This window comes from Streptomyces sp. NPDC059398 (genome assembly GCF_042751845.1).
Classification (GTDB): Bacteria; Actinomycetota; Actinomycetes; order Streptomycetales; family Streptomycetaceae; genus Streptomyces.
On record NZ_JBHYWP010000024.1, the window covers coordinates 48,391 to 68,574 of the forward strand.

Genomic DNA, 20,184 nt, shown 5'->3' on the forward strand with positions numbered 1-20,184 from the left:
CCGATGCGGATCATCGACGCCCACCACCATGTGTGGGACCTCTCCGTACGCGACCAGGACTGGATCACCGGGCCCGGACTGGCCCCGCTGCGAAGGAACTTCGCACTCGAAGAACTCGCACCGCAGGCACGGCAGGCGGGTGTGGCGGCCACCGTCCTCGTACAGACCGTCACGGTCGCCGAAGAGACCCCGGAGTTCCTGGCCCTGGCCGGGCGGAGCGGCCTGGTCGCGGGCGTGGTCGGCTGGACCGACCTCACCGATCCCGCGATCGCCGACACTCTCGCCGCGCTGCGTGAACTGCCGGGCGGGGAGCATCTGGTCGGCATCCGGCACCAGGTGCAGGGCGAGCCGGACCCCGGCTGGCTGCTGCGCCCCGATGTCCGGCGCGGTCTCGCCGCCGTCGCGGGGGCCGGACTGGCGTACGACCTGATCCTCCTCGACCACCAGCTCCCGGTCGCCGCCGCTGTCGCCGCGCAGCTGCCGGAACTCACCTTCGTACTCGACCATCTGGGCAAGCCGCCCATCGCCGACGGGACGCTCCAGCCCTGGGCATCCGATGTGCGCGCCCTGGCCGCCCGGCCCAACACCGTCTGCAAACTCTCCGGGATGGCTGCCGAGGCGGGCCCGGACTGGACGGTGGACGGGCTCCGTCCGTACGCCGATACGGTGTTCGACGCCTTCGGCCCCGGCCGGCTGATGTTCGGATCGGACTGGCCGGTCTGCACCCTCCATGCCTCCTACGCCCAAGTCGCCGACGCCGCACACCGGTTGACCGACGGTCTGAGCGAAGCCGAGCGCGCCGAGGTGTTCGGGGGGACTGCGGCTCGGGTCTACGGAATCGCCACGCCCTGATCAACAGCACGATCTCAACGCCCTCTGCAACAGAGCCCATTGGGGACGCTCCGGCCGGCCCTTCGCGGGCCGTGGGCCACGCCCCGGGCCGTACACTCCGGGCCATGCTGCGCGTACTGGCCGTGGACGACGAGGAGCCCGCCCTTGAGGAGCTTCTGTATCTGCTCCGCAGCGACCCCCGGGTCAGCAGTGCGGAGGGCGCGCCGAGCGCCACCGAGGCGCTGCGCCGGATCGGCGGCGCCCTCGGCACCGGGGCCGGGGGAACGGCCACCGTCGATGTCGTCTTCCTCGACATCCACATGGCCGGGCTCACCGGTCTCGACATCGCCCAGCTTCTCGCGGGGTTCGCCCGGCCCCCGCTGGTCGTCTTCGTCACCGCGCACGAGGGCTTCGCGCTGCAGGCGTTCGACCTCAAGGCCGTCGACTACGTCCTGAAACCGGTGCGCAGGGAACGCCTCGCCGAGGCCGTGCGCAGGGCCGCCGAACTCGTCGCCGACCGGGCGGCCCCGGTCCTGGACACGGCCGACCAGATCCCGGTCGAACTAGGCGGAGTCGTCCGCTTCGTCGACGTCTCCGACATCACCTATGCCGAGGCCCACGGGGACTACGTGCGGCTGCACACCCCCGACGGCAGCCATCTCGTCCGCGTCCCGCTCTCCGCCCTGGAGGAGCGCTGGCGCGCTCGCGGCTTCGTCCGGATCCACCGCAGCCGCCTCGTCGCACTGGACCGGATCGACGAACTGCGCCTGGAGGCGGGCTCCATGAGCGTACGGATCGGCACGGCCGAACTCCAGGTGAGCCGGCGCCATGCCAGGGCGCTCCGCGACCGCCTCATGCGCCGCCCCGGCCGCTGACCCGGGTCTGCTGAACCCGGGGCCGCCGGCACCCGGCCGCTGCCCCCTTAACGCGTACTCCTTCTCCGTTTGCCTCCCGGCCGTTCGCCCCGCTGCGTACACTCCGCGCCATGTCCGCTGAGCCGCCACCCCGACGCGAGACCGTGACGGGCGAGTCCCGGCGGGTGCGGCCGCTGCCCCGCCGCAGGGTGCCATCGGAACCGCTGTCCGCGCCCGCCGCGGCACTCGACGGGCAGACCGCGCTGGGCGACGCCTATGTCCGCTCCCTGATGCGCGGTCAGCTGCGGGCCGGGCTGGGTGCCTTCGGCCTGGTGGCGCTGCTGGCCGGCACCTTGCCGCTGGCCTTCGCCGCGCTCCGCAGCGACCTGGCCGTCTGGATCGTCCTGGGCCTCGGCGCCTATCCGGTCCTGGTGGCCGTCGCCTGGTGGTACATCCGCCGCGCGGAGCGCAACGAACGGGACTTCGCCCGGCTCGTGGAAGGCCGACCCGCGCGGTGAGCCGGACGTACGCCGTGGTGGCGGTGGCCGCCGTCGTCCTCGCCACGGTCCTGGTCGGAGGCTTCGGCCTGCGGATCTCCCGTACGACCTCCGACTTCTATGTGGCGTCGCGCACCGCGGGCCCACGGCTCAACGCCGCGGCGATCAGCGGTGAGTACCTCTCCGCCGCCTCCTTCCTCGGGATCGCCGGACTCGTCCTCGTCCACGGCCCCGGCATGCTCTGGTACCCGGTCGGCTACACCGCCGGATATCTCGTCCTGCTGGTGCTCATCGCCGCACCGCTGCGCCGCTCGGGCGCCTACACCCTGCCCGACTTCGCCGAGGGGCGCCTGGAGTCACGGCAGGTACGCGGGCTCGTCGGGGTCCTCGTCACCGGAGCGGGGTGGCTCTATCTGGTACCCCAGCTCCAGGGCGCCGGGCTCACCCTGGAGATCCTCACCGGCGCGCCCGGCTGGCTGGGCCCGGTGATCGTCGCCGCGGTCGTCGTGCTCTCGGTCGCCGCGGGCGGAATGCGCAGCATCACCTTCGTCCAGGCGTTCCAGTACTGGCTCAAGCTGACCGCCCTGCTGGTCCCGGCGCTCTTCCTGGTGCTCGCCTGGCAGGGCGACGGCCGGCCCCGGATGCCGGCCGCAGGCCCCCAACTGGCAGCCGCTGCGGGCCTCGACCGGGCGGGCCACCCGCTGTACGCGACCTACGGGCTGATCGTCGCGACCTTCCTCGGCACCATGGGCCTGCCCCATGTCGTCGTTCGCTTCTACACCAGCCCGGACGGCCGCACCGCCCGCCGTACCACCGTGGTGGTCCTGGCCATGATCGGCGTCTTCTATCTGCTCCCGCCGGTGTACGGGGCGCTGGGGCGGCTCTACGCGTCGGAGCTGTCCCTCGGCGGTGACGCCGACGCCGCCGTGCTGCTGCTGCCCGGCCGGGTGATCGGCGGCAGCGGCGGCGCACTGCTCGGCGCGCTCGTCGCGGGCGGTGCCTTCGCCGCGTTCCTCTCCACCGCGTCGGGGCTGACCATGGCCGTCGCCGGGGTCCTCACCCAAGGAGCCCGCGGCATACGCCACTTCCGCCTCGCCACGGTGCTGGCCATGGGCATACCACTCGGTGGCGCGCTGCTGGTCAGCGGTGTGCCGGTGGCCGACGCCGTCGGCATGGCCTTCGCGGTCTCCGCCTCGTCCTTCTGCCCCCTGCTGGTCCTGGGCATCTGGTGGCGCCGTCTCACCCCGCCGGGCGCCGTCGCGGGGCTGCTGCTCGGCGGTGGCTCCGCGCTGATCGCCGTGTCGGTGACGATGGGCGGGGGCGTACGGCCCGGCTGGGCGCACACCCTGCTCGCCTGGCCCGCCGTGTGGTCCGTACCGGTGGGCTTCCTCGCGATGATCCTGGTCTCGCTGGCCACCCCGGGCCGTATTCCGCCCGGCACCAGCGCCGCCATGGCCCGCTTCCACCTGCCGGAGGCGCTGGCCGCCGCCCGGGGCGGCGGCCGGTGAGCGGGGCCGCGACGGCCGCGCTGATCGTGCTCGGACCGCTGCTGCTCGCGGGCGGGTTCCTGCTGGGGCGGCGCACCCGCCCCGCGCGCGGCAGCGGCGTCGGGACCCCGGTCGAGCACGCCACGTTCGAGACGCTGCACGCCGCTTCGCTCGCCGCGCCGCCGCTGCGGGCCGGACTCACCGGGGAGAGCGCACGCAAGGCCGCACGCCGGCTGCGCTCGCTGCTCGGCACCGACGCACTCTGCCTCACCGACGACGAGCGCGTCCTCGCCTGGGACGGCATCGGGGAGCACCACCGGGCCCCCGCCATGGAACAGCTCAGCACCCTCCTGGACACCGGCAGGGACCAGGCGTTCAGCAGCGGCTGCGGCGATCCGGGCTGCCCGCTGCGCTGGGCCGTGGCCGTCCCGCTGACCGTCGACGGCCGGGTGCTCGGGGCGCTCGTCGCCTATGCTCCGCGCGAGTCCGCGGTGCTCGCCCGCGCGGCCGGGGAGGTGGCCCGCTGGGTCTCCGTACAGCTGGAACTCGCCGAACTCGACCGCTCACGTACGCAGTTGATCGAGGCCGAGATCAAGGCGCTGCGGGCGCAGATCTCCCCGCACTTCATCTTCAACTCGCTGGCGGCCATCGCCTCGTTCGTCCGTACCGACCCCGAACGCGCCCGCGAACTGCTGCTTGAGTTCGCCGACTTCACCCGCTACTCCTTCCGCAGCCACGGAGACTTCACCACGCTCGCCGACGAACTGCATTCCATCGACCAGTATCTGGCCCTGGTGCGCGCCCGCTTCGGCGACCGGCTCGGCGTCACGCTCCAGGTCGCGCCGGAGGTGCTGCCGGTGGCGCTGCCCTTCCTCTGTCTGCAGCCGCTCGTCGAGAACGCCGTCAAGCACGGCATCGAGGGGGAAGCCGGACAGAGCCGCATCACCATCAGCGCCCTCGACGCGGGCGCCGAGGCCGAGGTGGTGGTCGAGGACAACGGCGTCGGCATGGAACCGGAGCTGCTGCGCCGGATTCTGCGCGGTGAGGCCGGGACCTCCTCCGGAATCGGGCTGCTCAACGTGGACGAACGGCTGCGCCAGGTGTACGGGGACGGCTACGGCCTGGTGATCGAGACGGCGCGCGGCGCGGGCATGAAGGTGACCCTGCGCATCCCGAAATACCGTGCGGGCGTGCACGGTTCATGACCCACCGGGAACCCCCGGGGCGGCGGCTTCGCGTGCGGTGAACGGGATACGGGTTCTTTTCAATCAGTGATTGAAAAGTGTGGTGCGCTGTGCTGTGATGTCGTGCCATGGCCACCGACACCACCCGGGCCCGACTCCTCGACGCGGCCGAACGGCTCTTCCTGGAACACGGATATGAGCGTGTCTCGGCACGCGCCGTCAACGCCGCCGCGGGGATGAACCCCGCAGCGGTCCACTACCACTTCGGCTCCAAGGAGGGCTTGGTCGTAGCGCTGCTGCAGAGCCGGCTGGGCCCGCTCTGGGCGGGCCGCCTGACCGGGCTGACGCAGCGTCGCCAAGCAGGCTGGACCCCTGGTGCGGCCGAGATCGTCGATGTGGTCGTCCGGCCCCTGGACGAGCTCGCGGCCCGCCCCGGCGGGCGCATGCTGCTGCACCTGCTGGCCCGTGTGGTCTTCCGCAACCGGGACCTGCGCTGGGACGAGCCGTGGTTCCGCCACGACCCCTGGTGCGAGCTGCTGTCCGCCGCCCGCCCGGACCTGACGGCGCAGGAGGTCCAGGACCGCTGGTGCCTGGCCTTCGACCTGCTGCTCCAGCTGTACGGGGAACCCCTGGCCGACGCCGGAAGGCTCGGCGCGACCCCGGCCCCTCTGCCCGCCACGGTGATCGCCTTCGTGACGGCAGGTCTCGACGCCCCTTCCACGCAAGCGTACGAAGGATGACTCATGACTGTCCCGACATCCCGTGACCACCCTGACGTCCTCGCCCCGGCGAAGCTCGGCCCCCTCACCCTGCGCAACCGGATCATCAAGGCAGCCACGTTCGAGGGGGCCACACCTGACGCCCTCGTCAGCGACCGGCTCATCGAGTACCACCGGCGGCCCGCCGCCGGCGGCGTGGGGATGACCACCGTCGCGTACCTGGCGGTCGCGCCCGAGGGGCGCACCGAGCGCCGCCAGATCTGGATGCGCCCCGATGCGATACCGGGCCTGCGCCGTCTGACCGACGCCGTGCACGCCGAGGGCGCGGCGGTCTCGGCCCAGATCGGCCACGCCGGGCCGGTCGCCGACGCGAAATCCAACGGGCGGCCCGCGCTCGCGCCCGGACGCCTGTTCAACCCGGTCAGCATGAGGATGGCGAGGGCCGCGACCGACGCGGACATCGAGCGGATCACCCGCGCACACGGCGAGGCCGGGCGGATCGCCGTCGAATCGGGCTTCGACGCGGTGGAGATCCACCTCGGACACAACTACTTCGCCAGCTCGTTCCTGAGCCCGAAGATCAACAAGCGCCGGGACCGGTACGGCGGCAGCCTCGTCAACCGGGCGAGGGTCGCACGCGGTGTGGTCCGCGCGGTGCGCGAAGCGGTCGGCGACCGCCTCGCGGTCACCGCCAAGCTCAACATGGACGACGGTGTGCCCGGCGGCTTCTGGCTGGACGAGAGCATCCAGGTCGCCGAGTGGCTCCAGGAGGACGGCACGCTCGACGCGTTGGAGCTGACCGCGGGCAGCTCGCTGATGAACCCGATGTACCTCTTCCGCGGAGACGCGCCGATCCCCGAGTTCGCCGCGGCGTTCCCGCAGCCGCAGCGGCTGGGCGTACAGCTCATCGGGAAGAAGTTCCTCGTCGGCTATCCGTACCGGGAGGCGTTCCTGCTGGAGTCGGCGCGGCAGTTCCGCGCCGCGCTGGAACTCCCGCTGATCCTGCTCGGTGGCATCACCAACCGGGACACCATGGACCTGGCGATGGCCGAGGGCTTCGAGTTCGTGGCGATGGGCCGTGCACTGCTGCGCGAGCCGGACCTGATCCGGCGGATCGAGCAGGACCGGGCCACGAAGTCGCTGTGCATCCACTGCAACCGCTGCATGCCGACGATCTACTCCGGTACACGGTGCGTGCTGGTCGAGCCCGCATCGGACAGCCTTGGCCCTGAGCAACCGGACCGCACAGGCCGGCCGTAGGCACGCCGTTCGCCGGGCCGGCCGGTGGACCGGCAACGAAGAGCACCGCGGACCGCATGGGGCGGACCCCTCAGAACAGGTGGATCGCCAGATGGCCCAGCGGCAGCCCGAGCCGCCAGGCCGGGGTCCACACCCGGGGTTCTTCGTCCTGGCCGGCCACGGCTCCCGGTGCGACCGCGTCGAGGTCCGCGGCGAACAGTTCGGTGTCCTCCAGCCACCGCCAGGCCGCCAGGGCCAGCGGCAGATCGGGGCCCCCGCAACCGTCCGCGACCAGCGCCGCGATGCGGCCGCACACCCACTCCCGCCACCGGGCGTCGTACGAGGTGAGCGACAGCCACTCGTCGAGCCGTGCCACCGTCCGCGCCCCGCCGACCGCGCCGTCGGAGAGGAAGACGGTCAGGGCCAGCGCGTCCCGTCCCGCCTGGTACTCGATCGTCGTCGGCGGCATGAGATCGCCGGTGCGCAGCAGTTCATCCGCGATGTACTCGGCGTACATCCAGTCCATCGGGACCAGCAGTTCGTGACCGCTGGTCCCGTTGGTGCCCTCGGGACGCATCCCGTCTCGCCTCTTCCCTGACTCGGCCGGCCCGTTGCCCGGCACATCGGCAGGCGCGCCGTCCGGCGCTCCACGGAGCATTGAACCCGTGCCGGGCGCCCGCCGTTGCCATAAAGCCAGGATTCACCGGGCGGCGCGGCGCGGGGCGGGACGCGCCGCCGCCGTGAGGATCAGCGGCTTCCGTCCGGATAGCCCGGCAGGCTGCGGCCCAGGGCGCGCAGGGCGTAGTGCGAACGGGACTTGACGGTGCCGGCCGGTACGCCGAGCGCCGAAGCGGCCTCGTGCACACTCAGTCCGCGGAAGTAGAGCTGCACCAGTACCGCCCGGTGCTCCGGGCTCAGCGTCCGTACCGCCTCACGGACATCGAGGGCGGCGGCCGACCGCTCGGCGGGGTCGCCATGGGCCGCGGTGGACTCCAGCAGGCGGTCGCTCACCTCGGCCGGACGTGCCAGCCGGGACCTGCGGGCGTCGATGGCGAGCCGCCTGCCCACCGTGAACAGCCAGGGCCGTATCGACTCGTACGGTCCCTCGAACGCCTCGGGGTGCTGCCAGGCGCGTACCAGGGTCTCCTGCGCCAGGTCCTCGGCCCGCTGCCGGTCTCCGTACGTCAGACGCAGCAGGAACCGCAGCAGCGCACCGCCGTGGGCGCGCTGGAGTTCGCGGAGGTCCCGCTCGTCCGTTCCGCGGCAAGTCCGTGTGGAGGTCACCGTCGTATCCGAGCGCAGCACGGCCGGAAGGGACAGCGGCCCGGCACGGCTCTGCGGCGAGCGGTTGAACCGTGCGACGAACGGCACGGTGAGCGGTCGTCGTGCGGCCGGCTCCTGAGCGCCGGGGCCCTCGGGCGGCCTGTGGCTGCCGCTACGGAACGACGGTGACCGGCCAGCGGCCTGCCTTGACCAGCCGGACGGCGACCGAACCCACGATCCGGTGGCCGGCCGACTCGGAGGCTCCGACCACCACGGCGTCCGCCTTCAGCTCGTCGGCCGCCGTGACCAGGCCGTTGTACGGGTCGCCGCGGAAGGTGTGGAACTCCCAGCGCACGGCGAATATCTCCTTGACCCGCTCGGTCGCGGCCCGGATCTCGGCGACCAGCCCCTCGGCGATCTCCCCGGTGGTGTCCCCGACCGGGGCCCCGAGCGAGACCCCGGCGGAGAGCACCGGCTGGACGTACACGATGGCGAGCAGGGCGTTCTGCCGCCGGGCGAGCCCCCCGGCGTACGAGGCGGCCCGTAGCGACGGCTCCGATCCGTCGATTCCGACCACGATGACCTTGGGGCCGTCCGTACCGCGTTCGAACTGGTGAGGCTGCTGATCTGTCACGCCGAGAGGTTATCGCTCCGGCGTTCGGACTCCTATTTGGTGGCGTGCGGGAAGAGGTCGAGGAACGGTCCCGCGGTGGCGGAGATGACTCCCCTGCCGAAGGGAGCGTCGAAGTCCCAGATCAGGAAGAGCAGAAAGGCGATCAGCGCGCTGAAGAGCCCGGCGAGCAGCAGTTCCTTCGGGGAGCGCCGGATCTGGAGGGTGAAGATCAGCCCGACGGTGATCACCGCACCGACGATCAGGCCGAACCAGACCACCCCCGGCATCGTCGCCTGCGCGTTCTGCGCACGCGAACTGCGGGCGTCGTCGGCCGCCGACACCTGGTCGACCAGCGGCTGGTACGCCTCGCCCTCGTGATCGTTGGCCGGTTTGTAGTCGCTGACGTCCCGGCGTACCTGGCCGAGAAGTTGCGCTCCACGATCGGTGAGATCGCCGTGCTCGCCCATGTGTTTCCACTCGGTGTCCAGTACATAGCTGACATAGGTCTCCACATCGGAGTGGATGCGCTGGTGGACGGAGGGGGGATAGACGGCCGAGCGGGCGTCCACCTCGTGCAGGGCCTGGGCCTCCATGCGTACGGATTCCTGGGCGGCGCCGCGGCCCTCCCAGACGCCTGCGATGGCCAGACCCAGCACGATCGCGTAGATCACGCCGATCATCATCGTCATGTACTCGATGACGTCCGGTGTCTGCGAGGGATCGTCGTCCTCGGCGATCCGGCGGTTGCTGAGCAGGGTGATGGTCAGGACGACGGCACAGGCGGCCGCCATCGCGATGGTGAGAACAAGCCATTCCGACACGGGTGTCTCCGTCGGTCAACGGGCGGATCAGCGGGAGGATCGCGGGCGCAGAACGGCCACGGCGAAGACGGCCGGAGCCGTCACCAGAAGCATCAGCGTGACGATGGGCGGTCCGGTGTGCGGCTTCTTGCGCACCGGAGCCTTGTACGCCGGGAGGGCGACGGGCCTGGGTGAGGGCGGCCGCGGGCGCGCCGAGGGCTTCGGCGGCGCGGGCGGCTTCGGCCGTGCGACAGGGGCCGGAGGCGGCGGGGCGCGGTGCCGGACGGGCGGCGGGTGGTACACGGGCCGCGGTGGAGGCGGCGGTGGAGGCGGTGGCGGTTTCGGCCGGGGCTTCGGTGGCGGCGGTGGCGGGGGTTTCGGCTTGTGGGTGTGCTCGGCCGTGCAGCTGCTGCTCCCGCCGATGGCCACGGCTCTTCCCGAACCGGCCTGGCCCGACTGGGAGATGTAGGCGTACGAGCAGTCGGAGGCTGCCGCGGGCGCAGGTATCAGCGGGAGCCAGAGGAGGCCCGCCACTGCCAGCAGCCGGCCGGTGAGCGGAACGAGCGTCCGCGTCGATCGGTCCATGCCGAGCAGCATGATCCGCCCGGCGGGGCCGCACTCCGGCGTTGTCGCCGATTCGCCGGAAGGGGGGATATCTGCGCCTTTGTGTTTGCGGCGGTCATCTCACGTGTCACCCGCGGGAATTGCCGCGGAGTACGGTGCCTACGATGGGCTCCGCCACGCTCGCACGGAGCGCGCGGCGGCAGGCCGGAAGCACTTGCCAGCGGCGTGTGACCGAGAACGGACCGCCAATTTCCGTTTTTGCTCGCTCTCTTGCCGGGTGGTCAGTAGATTCGGCCCGAACAGTGGCCATGGACATGGCCGGACCGTCGTGCCGATTTGTTGGAGACATTGATGGAGCGTCCTGCCTGGGCCCCGCAGGGCATCGATCTTTCGGTGCCGAGTGTGTCGCGGATCTACGACTACTACTTGGGCGGTTCGCACAATTTCGAGGTGGACCGTGAGGCCGCCCGCAAAGCCATGGAGTTCATGCCGGGACTTCCCAAGGTGATGCAGGCGAACCGGGCCTTCATGCGCCGCGCGGTCAGGTTCGCCGTGGAACGGGGAATCACGCAGTTTCTCGACATCGGCTCCGGTATACCGACCTTCGGGAATGTGCACGAGGTCGCCCAGTCCATCGACCCGGACGCCCGGGTCGTGTACGTCGACCACGACCCGGTCGCCGTCGCCCACAGCAAGGCCGTGCTCGAAGGCAACGACCTGACCGCCGTGGCCGCGGCCGACCTGCGCAAGCCCCGGGAGATCCTGGACAGCCCGGAGGTCGCGGCCGTACTCGACCTGGAACGCCCGGTCGCGCTGCTGCTGGTCGCCGTACTCCACTTCATCGAGGACGCCGACGACCCGTACACGGCGGTCGCCGCCCTGCGCGACGCCCTGGCGCCCGGCAGTCTGCTGATCCTCACCCACGCCTCGTACGAGGGAATCCCCGTCCTGCAGGAGCAGGCGGGCGGCGCGGTCGGTGTCTACCGGAACATCCGCAACCCGCTGGTGATGCGCTCGCGCGAGGAGGTCGCCCGCTTCTTCGACGGGTACGAACTCGTCCAGCCCGGTCTGGTCACCATGCCGGAGTGGCGGCCCGAGACACCGGTCGACCAGGAGGACCCGTACGCCTTCTCCGGTGTCGTGGGCGTGGGACTCAGGCCATGAACGTGCCGAGCCAGAAGTCGGCGTCCCAGGCCGGCCAGGACAGCCCCGAGGACAGAATCGGCCGCTTCGCGACCATCTGGAGCCGGGCCATCTTCCCGTCCACCGCCACCTCGCTGACCAGGCCCGAGTTCGAGCAGCATCTGCTGCCGCTGGCGTGCTCCCTCAGCGAAGCGCTGCATGCCTGGCCCTTCGATCCGGCGCCGGCCCACCGGATCGGCGGCGACCTGGTGGCGGCCCACTGCACCGACCCCGACGCCCTCAGCCGGACGCTCGGGGTGGTCGACTCGTATCTGGTGCTCTACTGCGGTGAGAGGGAGTCGGGGCCCGACCTGACCGCCGAGGAGTTCCGCAACCGCTGTGCCCGCCTCCAGCACGCGCTGGCCGCCGGCTTCTCCCAGGCGCTGCGGGAGCGCACCCTCGCGGAGCAGGAAGCCATCGCCCGCTCGGCGCTCTCCGCCCGCAGCGCCGCCGAGGAGGCCCTGCACGTCACCGAGACCCGGTTCAGGGCGGTGTTCGAGGACGCGGCCGTCGGCATAGGCATCGCCGACCTGGACGGCAACATCCTGGAGATCAACGCCGCCCTGCTGCGGATGTTCGGCGGGGTCGACCACCACGTACGCAGCCGCAAGGTGAACGAGTGGGTGCACCCCGACGACGCCCCGCACGTCTGGCGGCTCCACGCCGAGCTGGTACGCGGCGACCGTGAGCACTACCGGGTCGAGAAGCCGTACTACCGCAATGACGGCACCGTCCTGTGGACCAATCTCACGGTCTCCCTGCTGCGGGACGCCGAGGGCAATCCGCAGTACCAGCTGGCGCTCATCGAGGACACCACCGAGCGGCGGCTGCTCAATCTGCGGCTGCGGTACGAGGCGACGCACGACGCGCTGACCGGGCTGCCCAACCGCACGCTCTTCTTCGAGCGGCTGGAGAAGGCGGTCACCGCGCCCGACGGGCTGCGCTTCGGCCTCTGCTATCTGGACCTCGACGGCTTCAAGGCGATCAACGACAGCCTCGGGCACTCGGCGGGGGACCGGATGCTGGTCGAGGTCGCCGACCGGCTGCAGAGCTGCGCCACGGCGTCCGGCGAGATGGTGGCCCGACTGGGCGGGGACGAATTCGTCGCGCTCACCACGGGATACGAGTCGGCCGACGAGGTCGAGGAGCTGGCCGTACGCATCCTGTCGGTCCTGGCGGCCCCCATCCGTATCGACGGCCGGGAGCTGACCGTCCGGGGGAGCATCGGGGTGGTCGAGGGGCTGTCCGGGGCGCAGAGCGCGGCCGAGGTACTGCGCAGCGCCGACATCACCATGTACCGGGCCAAGGCGGCGGGCGGCAACCGCTTCCAGCTGGCCGACGCCGAGGCGGACGCCCGCGCCATCACCCGGCACGGCCTCACCACCGCGCTGCCCGCGGCCCTGGAGCGCGGTGAGTTCTTCATCGAGTACCAGCCGCTGGTGCACCTCGGCGACGGCACCGTGCACGGCGCGGAGGCGCTGGTGCGCTGGTCACACCCGCAGCACGGGATACTCGGGCCCGACCGGTTCATCTCGCTCGCCGAGCACACCGGGCTGATCGTGCCGCTCGGCCGCTGGGTCCTGGAGGAGTCGGTACGCCAGGCGCGGGGCTGGCAGCAGCTGCACCCCGCGCACAGCGACGGCGGTCCGCTGCGGATCAATGTGAACCTCTCGCCCACCCAGCTCCACCACCCGGGTCTGGTCGCCGACACGGTGGCGGTCCTGGAGCGCACCGGTCTCGATCCGGGGGCGCTCTGCCTGGAGGTAACCGAGTCGGCGCTGATCGGCGCCGACGACGATCTGCTCAAACCGCTGCGGCAACTGGCCGACATGGGCGTGGACATCGCGCTGGACGACTTCGGCACCGGCTACTCCAACCTCGCCAATCTGCGCAGGCTGCCGGTGAGTGTGCTGAAGCTGGACAGGTCGTTCACGCAGTCGATGCAGCAGCACCCGGCCGACCCGGTCGACCTCAAGATCGTCGAGGGGATCGTGGCCCTGGCGCACAGCCTGGAGCTGGCGGTCACCGTCGAGGGCGTGGAGACCGGCGCACAGGCCGACCAGCTCAAGGAGCTGGGCTGCGACACGGCTCAGGGCTGGTACTACGCGAGGCCGGGCGCACCCGACCGGATTCACACGCTGTCGCTGGCCGACGCGGTGTGACCGGTGCCCGCCGGGGCGTCGGCGAGCAGGACCTCCTGGAGGACCCGGGCGGCGCGCGGCGGCGCCACATCGCTGCGGTGGGCCAGCGCGATCGTACGGCGCAGTCCGGGGCGGGCCAGCGGGGTGACCCGCAGCCCGTGTCCGGCCCTGGCCGCGATCATGGCGGGCACGACCGCGATGCCGAGCCCGGCCCGTACGAAACCGAGCACCGCGTCCATCTCGCCGCCCTCCACGGTGAAGTACGGCTCGAACCCCTCGGCCCGGCAGGCCGAGAGCGTGAGGTCCCGCAGGTCGTAGCCGTGCCGGAACATCACCATCGGCTCGCCCTCCAGGTCGGCGATCCGCAGGGGTGAGTGCGGCGGGGCGGCCGCCGGCGACGAGACGACGACCAGGTCCTCGTGGAACAGCTCGACGGTGGTGAGTGCGGGCGAGGGGGCGGGCAGCGGGAGGACGACCAGCGCGAGATCCAGGGCGCCGCGCGCCAGCTCCCGCACGAGGTCGTGCGAGCCGCCCTCCTCGATCATCAGCTGGATACCGGGGTGCTGGTCGTGGAAGGTGCGCAGCACATCGGGGAGCAGACCGGTGCAGAGGCTCGGTGTCGCGCCCAGCCTGACCCGGCCGCGCCTGAGCTGGGCCAGCTCCTGCACCTCGTGGCGGGCCGTCTCGGCGTCGGCGAGGATCCGCCGGGCGAGCGGCAGCAGCGTCTCCCCGGCGTCGGTGAGGGCGATGTTGCCGCGGGCCCTGCTGAACAGGGCGGCGCCCAGCTCCTTCTCCAGCGCCCTGATCTGCTGGGACAGCGAGGGCTGGGCGACATGCAGCTCCTCGGCGGCGCGGGTGAAGTGACGGGTCTCGGCGACGGCGACGAAATACCCGAGCTGCTGGAGCTGCATGGCTACCACCGTAACCGAGCACGATAGCCAGCGGCTATGGATATGAGGCGTTCCATGTCTTGGACCACTGGCCACGCGATCCGTAACGTGTTCTGACATGGCACTGGCAACGAAGACGGACCGACGGCCGTCCATGGCGCGCTCGGTCTGGTCATCGACCGTGGGCAAGAAGACGATCATGGCCGTGAGCGGTCTGATCATGCTGCTGTACCTGGTCGTCCACATGTTCGGCAACCTGAAGATCTTCTTCGGCTCCGGGCAGTTCAACAGCTACGCGCACTGGCTGCGCACCATCGGTGAGCCCTTCCTCCACTACGAGTGGGCGCTGTGGATCATCCGCGTCGTGCTCGTCGCCGCGGTGGTGCTGCACGCCGTCTGCGCCTACCAGCTCAGCCGCCGCGATCTGCGGGCCCGCCCGGTCGCGTACGCGCACAAGCGCCCGCGCGCCAGCTATGCCACCCGCACCATGCGCTGGGGCGGCATCATCCTCGCCCTGTTCATCGTCTGGCACCTGCTGGACTTCACCACCCTCACGGTGAACGACAACGCCCAGCCAGGACACCCCTACGAGAACGTCGTGGCGACGTTCCACACCTGGTACGGCGATGTCATCTACATCGTCGCGATGCTCGCGCTCGGTCTGCACATCAGGCACGGCTTCTGGAGCGCGGCACAGACCCTCGGCGCCGGGAAGGCCACCCGCGACCGGGTGCTGAAGGCCGTCGCCAACATCCTCGCGCTGGTGCTGACGGTGGGTTTCATCTCGGTACCCGTCGCCGTCATGACCGGAGTCGTGAGCTGACATGACCGCCTACACGCAGTACACGACCGGCGCCCCGGCCGCCGACACCAAGGCCCCGCAGGGGCCGGTCGCCGACCGCTGGGACACCCGCCGCTTCGAGGCCAAGCTGGTCAACCCGGCCAACCGCCGCAAGCACACCGTCATCGTCGTCGGCACCGGACTCGCGGGCGGCTCCGCCGGCGCCACCCTCGCCGAACAGGGCTACCACGTCGTGCAGTTCTGCTACCAGGACTCACCGCGCCGGGCCCACTCCATCGCCGCGCAGGGCGGGATCAACGCCGCCAAGAACTACCGGAACGACGGCGACTCGGTGCACCGGCTCTTCTACGACACCGTCAAGGGCGGCGACTTCAGGTCCCGCGAGTCCAACGTCCACCGGCTCGCCCAGATCTCGGTGGAGATCATCGACCAGTGCGTCGCCCAGGGCGTGCCGTTCGCCCGTGAGTACGGCGGACTCCTCGACACCCGCTCCTTCGGCGGCGTCCAGGTCTCCCGTACCTTCTACGCCCGTGGCCAGACCGGGCAGCAGCTGCTCCTCGGCGCCTACCAGGCGCTCTCCCGGCAGATCGCGGCCGGCACCGTCGAGATGCACCCGCGCACCGAGATGCTCGACCTGATCGTGGTGGACGGCAAGGCCCGCGGGATCGTCGCCCGCGATCTGATCACCGGGAAGATCTCGACGTACTTCGCGGACGCGGTGGTGCTGGCCAGCGGCGGCTACGGCAACGTCTTCTACCTCTCCACCAACGCCATGAACTCCAACGCCACCGCGGCCTGGCGCGCCCACCGCCGCGGCGCCTGGTTCGCCAACCCCTGCTTCACCCAGATCCACCCCACCTGCATCCCGCGCACCGGAGAGCACCAGTCGAAGCTCACCCTGATGAGCGAATCGCTGCGCAACGACGGCCGGATCTGGGTGCCGAAGGCGAAGGGCGACGACCGCCCCGCCAACGAGATCCCCGAGGACGAGCGCGACTACTACCTGGAACGCACCTACCCGTCGTTCGGGAACCTCGTGCCGCGCGACATCGCCTCGCGGGCCGCGAAGAACGTCTGCGACGAGGGACGCGGGGTCGGACCCGGCGGGCAGGGCGTCTATCTGGACTTCGCCGACGCGATCACGCGCATGGGCCGCCGGGCCGTCGAGGAGAAGTACGGCAACCTCTTCGACATGTACGCGCAGATCACCGCGGAGAACCCGTACGAGACACCGATGCGCATCTACCCGGCCGTGCACTACACGATGGGCGGACTCTGGGTCGACTACGACCTCCAGACCACCATCCCGGGGCTGTTCGCGATCGGTGAGGCCAACTTCTCCGACCACGGCGCCAACCGGCTCGGCGCCTCCGCGCTGATGCAGGGGCTCGCCGACGGCTACTTCGTCCTGCCGTCCACCATCAACGACTACCTCGCCCGCAACCCGCACCACGAGGAGATCACCGCCGACCATCCGGCGGTGGCCGAGGCCGTCGCCGAGACCGAGGACCGGCTCAATCTGCTGCTCTCGGTCGACGGTGACCGCACCCCGGACTCCTTCCACCGCGAGATCGGTGAACTGATGTGGGAGCTCTGCGGGATGGCCCGTACGGACGACGGCCTGCGCAAGGCGCTCGACCGGCTGCCGCGGATCCGCGAGGAGTTCTGGCGCCGTATCAAGGTGCCGGGCACCGGCGAAGAGTTCAACCAGTCGCTGGAGCGCGCCAACCGCGTCGTGGACTACCTGGAGCTCGCCGAGCTCATGTGCCTCGACGCCCTGCACCGCGCGGAATCCTGCGGAGGCCACTTCCGCGAGGAGTCCCAGACCCCGGACGGGGAGGCCGCGCGGCGCGACGAGGAGTTCTCGTACGCCGCCGCCTGGGAGTTCACCGCCACCGGCGACGCCCCCGTCCTGCACAAGGAAGACCTGGTCTTCGAGTACGTCCACCCCACTCAGCGGAGCTACGCATGAAGCTCACCCTGCGCGTCTGGCGCCAGCAGAACGCGGCCGCCCCCGGCGCTATGACGACCTACGAAGTCGACGACATCTCACCGGACATGTCGTTCCTGGAGATGCTCGACACCCTCAACGAGGAGCTGACGCTCAAGGGCGACCAGCCCGTCGCCTTCGACCACGACTGCCGCGAGGGCATCTGCGGCGCGTGCAGCCTCGTCATCAACGGTGACGCCCACGGACCGGAGCGCACCACCACCTGCCAGCTCCATATGCGCTCCTTCCGGGACGGCGACACCATCGACGTCGAACCGTGGCGTGCCTCGGCCTTCCCGGTCGTGAAGGACCTCGTGGTGGACCGGTCGGCCTTCGACCGGATCATCCAGTCCGGCGGCTACGTCAGCGTCCCGACCGGCGCGGCGCCCGAGGCGCACGCCACGCCCGTACCGAAGGCGGACGCCGACTACGCCTTCGAGCACGCCGAGTGCATCGGCTGCGGTGCCTGTGTGGCGGCCTGCCCCAACGGCTCCGCGATGCTCTTCACATCCGCGAAGATCAACCATCTCAATGTGCTCCCGCAGGGCGCCCCCGAGCGCGAGACCCGGGTGCTCGACATGGTCACGCAGATGGACGACGAGGGGTTCGGCGGCTGCACGCTCACCGGGGAGTGCGCCACCGCCTGCCCCAAGGGCATCCCGCTGCCGTCGATCACCGCGATGAACAAGGAGTGGCTCCGGGCCACCCGCAAGGTCAGCCGCTGACGCGGTCCCCCGCGGTGCCCGGCATCGCGTCCGTGCCGCGCAGCGCGCGCAGCAGATAGGGCGCGGTCCGGCTGCCTGGCGCGGCAGCCACCTCATCCGGCGGGCCCGCGGCGACGATCCGTCCGCCGTCGCCGCCCCCGCCGGGGCCCAGGTCGATCACCCAGTCGGCCCCGGCCACCACCGTCATGTCGTGCTCGACCACCACCACCGTGTGGCCCGCGTCGGCCAGTCCGTGCAACTGCCGCATCAGGACCTCCACATCGGCCGGATGCAGCCCGGTGGTCGGCTCGTCCAGGACGTACAGGGTGTGCGCCCCGCGGGCGCGCTGCAGCTCGCTCGCCAGCTTGATGCGCTGCGCCTCGCCGCCCGACAGCTCGGTCGCGGGCTGTCCGAGCCGCAGATAGCCGAGCCCCACGTCGAGCAGGGTCCGCAGACTGCGGGCGGCGGCGGGCGATCCGGCGAAGAACTCGGCGGCCGCCTCCACCGTCAGATCGAGGACATCGGCGATGGTGCGGCCCCGGTGCCTGATCTCCAGCGTCTCCGGGTTGTACCGCGCCCCGTGGCAGTCCGGGCACGGCGCGTACGTACTGGGCAGGAAGAGCAGCTCGACGGAGACGAACCCCTCGCCCTGGCAGGTCTCGCACCGTCCCCCCGGCACATTGAACGAGAACCGGCCCGCCCGGTACCCACGGGCCCGCGCCTCGTCGGTGGCGCTGAACAGCTTCCGTACGGTGTCGAAGAGACCGGTGTACGTGGCGAGGTTGGACCGGGGGGTGCGCCCGATCGGCTTCTGATCAACCGTCACCAGGCGTTGCACGCCGGGAAGTTCCTCGATGATCTCGCTCACCAGGGTGGACTTCCCCGACCCGGACACCCCGGTCACCGCCGTGAGTACACCGAGCGGGACCGAGGCCCGCAGCCCTTCGAGGTTGTGCCGGGTCACCGGGCCGATCTCCAGCATCCCGGACGGCTCTCGCACCGTGCGCTCCGGAGCCCCGGAAGAGTCGAAGAGATAGCGCCGGGTCACCGAATCGGCGACATCCGCGAGGAGCGCGGGCGGCCCGCTGTGCAGCACCCGGCCGCCGTGCTCACCCGCATGGGGTCCCACATCGACCAGCCAGTCCGCACGGCGTACGACATCGAGCTGATGCTCGACCACGAAGACGGAGTTGCCCGTCTCCCCGAGCCGGTCGAGCACCACCAGCAGCGCCTCGGTGTCCGCCGGGTGCAGCCCCGCCGACGGCTCGTCGAGCACATACACGACGCCGAAAAGCCCCGACCTCAACTGGGTGGCGAGCCGCAGCCGCTGGAGTTCGCCCGAGGAGAGGCTCGGGGTGGTGCGGTCCAGGCTCAGATAGCCCAGGCCCAGTTCGGTGACGACCGCGATACGCGCCAGCAGATCGCCGGTCAGCACCTTCGCCGTCTCGCCGCCGCCGTCCGCTTCCGCGAGCACCCCGGCGAGACCGGAGAGCGGGAGCGCGGCGAGTTCGGCGATCGTACGTCCGGCGAAGGTGACCGCGAGGGACTCGGGGCGCAGCCGGTGGCCCCCGCACACCGGGCACGGCGCGCTCGTCAGGAAGCGCTCGGCCCTGGCACGCAGCGACGGGCTCCGGGAGTCCGCGAAGGTGTGCAGCACATACCGCTGCGCGCTCATGTACGTGCCCTGGTACGGGCGGTGGATCCGTCCCGCGTCCCGCACCGGGTGCACGGTCACCACCGGCTGCTCGTCGGTGAAGAGCATCCAGTCGCGGTCCTGCTGCGCCAGTTCACGCCAGGGCCGGTCCACGTCGTACCCGAGCGCGTCCAGCACATCGCGGAGGTTCTTGCCCTGCCAGGCCCCGGGCCAGGCCGCGATGGCCCCCTCCCTGACGGAGAGCGAGGGGTCGGGAACGAGGAGCGCCTCGCTGGTGCGGTGCACCCGCCCGAGGCCGTGACACTCCGGACAGGCGCCGGCCGCGGTGTTCGGCGAGAACGCGTCCGAATCGAGCCGCTCGGCCCCCGCCGGGTAGTCACCCGCGCGGGAGAAGAGCATCCGCAGTGAGTTCGAGAGGGTGGTGACCGTTCCGACCGAGGACCGGGAGGTGGGCGCGGACCTGCGCTGTTCCAGCGAGACCGCGGGCGGAAGACCGCTGATCGAGCCGACCTTCGGCGCCCCCACCTGGTGGATGAGGCGCCGGGCGTACGGAGCGACCGACTCGAAGTAGCGCCGCTGGGCCTCCGCGTAGACCGTGCCGAAGGCCAGCGAGGACTTGCCCGAGCCCGAGACCCCCGTGAACACCACCAGGGCGTCGCGGGGGATGTCCACATCGACGCCGCGGAGATTGTGCTCACGGGCGCCACGGACACGGACATACGGGTCATGGGGGCTTTGCATAACGGAATTCTAGGCGGCGCTCTCCCCCC

19 protein-coding genes are annotated in these 20,184 nt (G+C 71.2%); 12 read left to right on the forward strand and 7 right to left on the reverse strand.

Translation table 11 applies throughout. The features are described 5' to 3' along the window. The first annotated feature begins 3 nt into the window (after nucleotides 1-3). The 7 genes from ACFXBC_RS11840 (at nucleotide 4) to ACFXBC_RS11870 (ending at nucleotide 6,832) form a co-directional block, all read left to right on the forward strand. Complete coding sequence (locus tag ACFXBC_RS11840; protein WP_385022088.1) at nucleotides 4-852, forward strand: amidohydrolase family protein; 849 nt, start codon at nucleotides 4-6, stop codon at nucleotides 850-852. 104 nt (nucleotides 853-956) lie between these two features. After that, the gene (locus tag ACFXBC_RS11845) at nucleotides 957-1,706 is read left to right on the forward strand and encodes a LytR/AlgR family response regulator transcription factor (protein ID WP_385022091.1); all 750 of its coding nucleotides are present in this window, start codon (nucleotides 957-959) and stop codon (nucleotides 1,704-1,706) included. A gap of 110 nt (nucleotides 1,707-1,816) precedes the next feature. Then, the gene (locus ACFXBC_RS11850; RefSeq protein WP_385022094.1) at nucleotides 1,817-2,203 is read left to right on the forward strand and encodes a hypothetical protein; all 387 of its coding nucleotides are present in this window, start codon (nucleotides 1,817-1,819) and stop codon (nucleotides 2,201-2,203) included. Continuing rightward, nucleotides 2,200-3,690 (forward strand): cation acetate symporter, encoded by a 1,491-nt coding sequence (locus ACFXBC_RS11855; RefSeq protein WP_385022097.1) that lies wholly within the window; start codon nucleotides 2,200-2,202, stop codon nucleotides 3,688-3,690. The genes ACFXBC_RS11850 and ACFXBC_RS11855 overlap by 4 nt, the downstream gene beginning before the upstream one ends. Continuing rightward, nucleotides 3,687-4,874 carry a histidine kinase gene (locus tag ACFXBC_RS11860; RefSeq protein WP_385022100.1) on the forward strand — a complete coding sequence of 396 codons (1,188 nt, stop codon included), beginning with the start codon at nucleotides 3,687-3,689 and terminating at the stop codon, nucleotides 4,872-4,874. Before ACFXBC_RS11855 ends, ACFXBC_RS11860 begins: the two co-directional genes overlap by 4 nt. A gap of 107 nt (nucleotides 4,875-4,981) precedes the next feature. Then, a complete protein-coding gene (locus ACFXBC_RS11865) occupies nucleotides 4,982-5,593 on the forward strand; it encodes a helix-turn-helix domain-containing protein (protein WP_385022104.1) in 612 nt (203 codons plus the stop codon). 3 nt (nucleotides 5,594-5,596) lie between these two features. Beyond that, nucleotides 5,597-6,832 (forward strand): NADH:flavin oxidoreductase, encoded by a 1,236-nt coding sequence (locus tag ACFXBC_RS11870; RefSeq protein ID WP_385022107.1) that lies wholly within the window; start codon nucleotides 5,597-5,599, stop codon nucleotides 6,830-6,832. Between the two features lie 70 nt (nucleotides 6,833-6,902). On the opposite strand, the gene ACFXBC_RS11875 is transcribed toward ACFXBC_RS11870, so the two are convergent. The 5 genes from ACFXBC_RS11875 to ACFXBC_RS11895 all read right to left on the reverse strand — a co-directional run bounded on the left by ACFXBC_RS11875 (nucleotide 6,903) and on the right by ACFXBC_RS11895 (nucleotide 10,072). Then, nucleotides 6,903-7,388, reverse strand: coding sequence for a hypothetical protein (locus ACFXBC_RS11875; protein ID WP_385022110.1), 486 nt, complete (start codon nucleotides 7,386-7,388; stop codon nucleotides 6,903-6,905). A gap of 170 nt (nucleotides 7,389-7,558) precedes the next feature. Further along, complete coding sequence (locus ACFXBC_RS11880; protein WP_385022112.1) at nucleotides 7,559-8,095, reverse strand: sigma-70 family RNA polymerase sigma factor; 537 nt, start codon at nucleotides 8,093-8,095, stop codon at nucleotides 7,559-7,561. Between the two features lie 151 nt (nucleotides 8,096-8,246). Continuing rightward, nucleotides 8,247-8,708, reverse strand: coding sequence for a universal stress protein (locus tag ACFXBC_RS11885; RefSeq protein ID WP_385022115.1), 462 nt, complete (start codon nucleotides 8,706-8,708; stop codon nucleotides 8,247-8,249). 32 nt (nucleotides 8,709-8,740) lie between these two features. After that, nucleotides 8,741-9,508, reverse strand: coding sequence for a hypothetical protein (locus ACFXBC_RS11890; RefSeq protein WP_385022118.1), 768 nt, complete (start codon nucleotides 9,506-9,508; stop codon nucleotides 8,741-8,743). A gap of 27 nt (nucleotides 9,509-9,535) precedes the next feature. Next, nucleotides 9,536-10,072 (reverse strand): hypothetical protein, encoded by a 537-nt coding sequence (locus ACFXBC_RS11895; protein ID WP_385022121.1) that lies wholly within the window; start codon nucleotides 10,070-10,072, stop codon nucleotides 9,536-9,538. A 330-nt stretch (nucleotides 10,073-10,402) separates the two neighbouring features. On the opposite strand from ACFXBC_RS11895, the gene ACFXBC_RS11900 reads away from it, so the two are divergent. Then, nucleotides 10,403-11,215: an SAM-dependent methyltransferase gene (locus ACFXBC_RS11900; protein ID WP_385022124.1), complete on the forward strand. Its 813-nt coding sequence runs from the start codon at nucleotides 10,403-10,405 to the stop codon at nucleotides 11,213-11,215. Further along, complete coding sequence (locus tag ACFXBC_RS11905) at nucleotides 11,212-13,395, forward strand: putative bifunctional diguanylate cyclase/phosphodiesterase (protein WP_385022127.1); 2,184 nt, start codon at nucleotides 11,212-11,214, stop codon at nucleotides 13,393-13,395. The genes ACFXBC_RS11900 and ACFXBC_RS11905 overlap by 4 nt, the downstream gene beginning before the upstream one ends. Here ACFXBC_RS11905 and ACFXBC_RS11910 read toward each other — a convergent pair. Then, the gene (locus ACFXBC_RS11910; protein WP_385022130.1) at nucleotides 13,365-14,285 is read right to left on the reverse strand and encodes a LysR family transcriptional regulator; all 921 of its coding nucleotides are present in this window, start codon (nucleotides 14,283-14,285) and stop codon (nucleotides 13,365-13,367) included. The genes ACFXBC_RS11905 and ACFXBC_RS11910 overlap by 31 nt on opposite strands. A gap of 97 nt (nucleotides 14,286-14,382) precedes the next feature. On the opposite strand from ACFXBC_RS11910, the gene ACFXBC_RS11915 reads away from it, so the two are divergent. From ACFXBC_RS11915 to ACFXBC_RS11925, 3 genes are read left to right on the forward strand one after another with little or no spacing between them, the layout of a single operon-like run. Continuing rightward, nucleotides 14,383-15,087 carry a succinate dehydrogenase cytochrome b subunit gene (locus ACFXBC_RS11915; RefSeq protein ID WP_385022132.1) on the forward strand — a complete coding sequence of 235 codons (705 nt, stop codon included), beginning with the start codon at nucleotides 14,383-14,385 and terminating at the stop codon, nucleotides 15,085-15,087. A 1-nt stretch (nucleotide 15,088) separates the two neighbouring features. After that, nucleotides 15,089-17,038, forward strand: a complete 1,950-nt coding sequence (locus ACFXBC_RS11920; protein ID WP_385022135.1) for a fumarate reductase/succinate dehydrogenase flavoprotein subunit — start codon at nucleotides 15,089-15,091, stop codon at nucleotides 17,036-17,038. Next, entirely contained in the window at nucleotides 17,035-17,781 is a 747-nt protein-coding gene (locus tag ACFXBC_RS11925) for a succinate dehydrogenase/fumarate reductase iron-sulfur subunit (RefSeq protein WP_385022138.1), read from the forward strand. Before ACFXBC_RS11920 ends, ACFXBC_RS11925 begins: the two co-directional genes overlap by 4 nt. Here the strand turns inward: ACFXBC_RS11925 and ACFXBC_RS11930 are convergent. Further along, on the reverse strand, nucleotides 17,771-20,155 hold the full coding sequence (locus ACFXBC_RS11930) for an ATP-binding cassette domain-containing protein (protein WP_385022141.1): 2,385 nt from the start codon (nucleotides 20,153-20,155) through the stop codon (nucleotides 17,771-17,773). The genes ACFXBC_RS11925 and ACFXBC_RS11930 overlap by 11 nt on opposite strands. Between the last annotated feature and the right edge of the window lie 29 nt (nucleotides 20,156-20,184).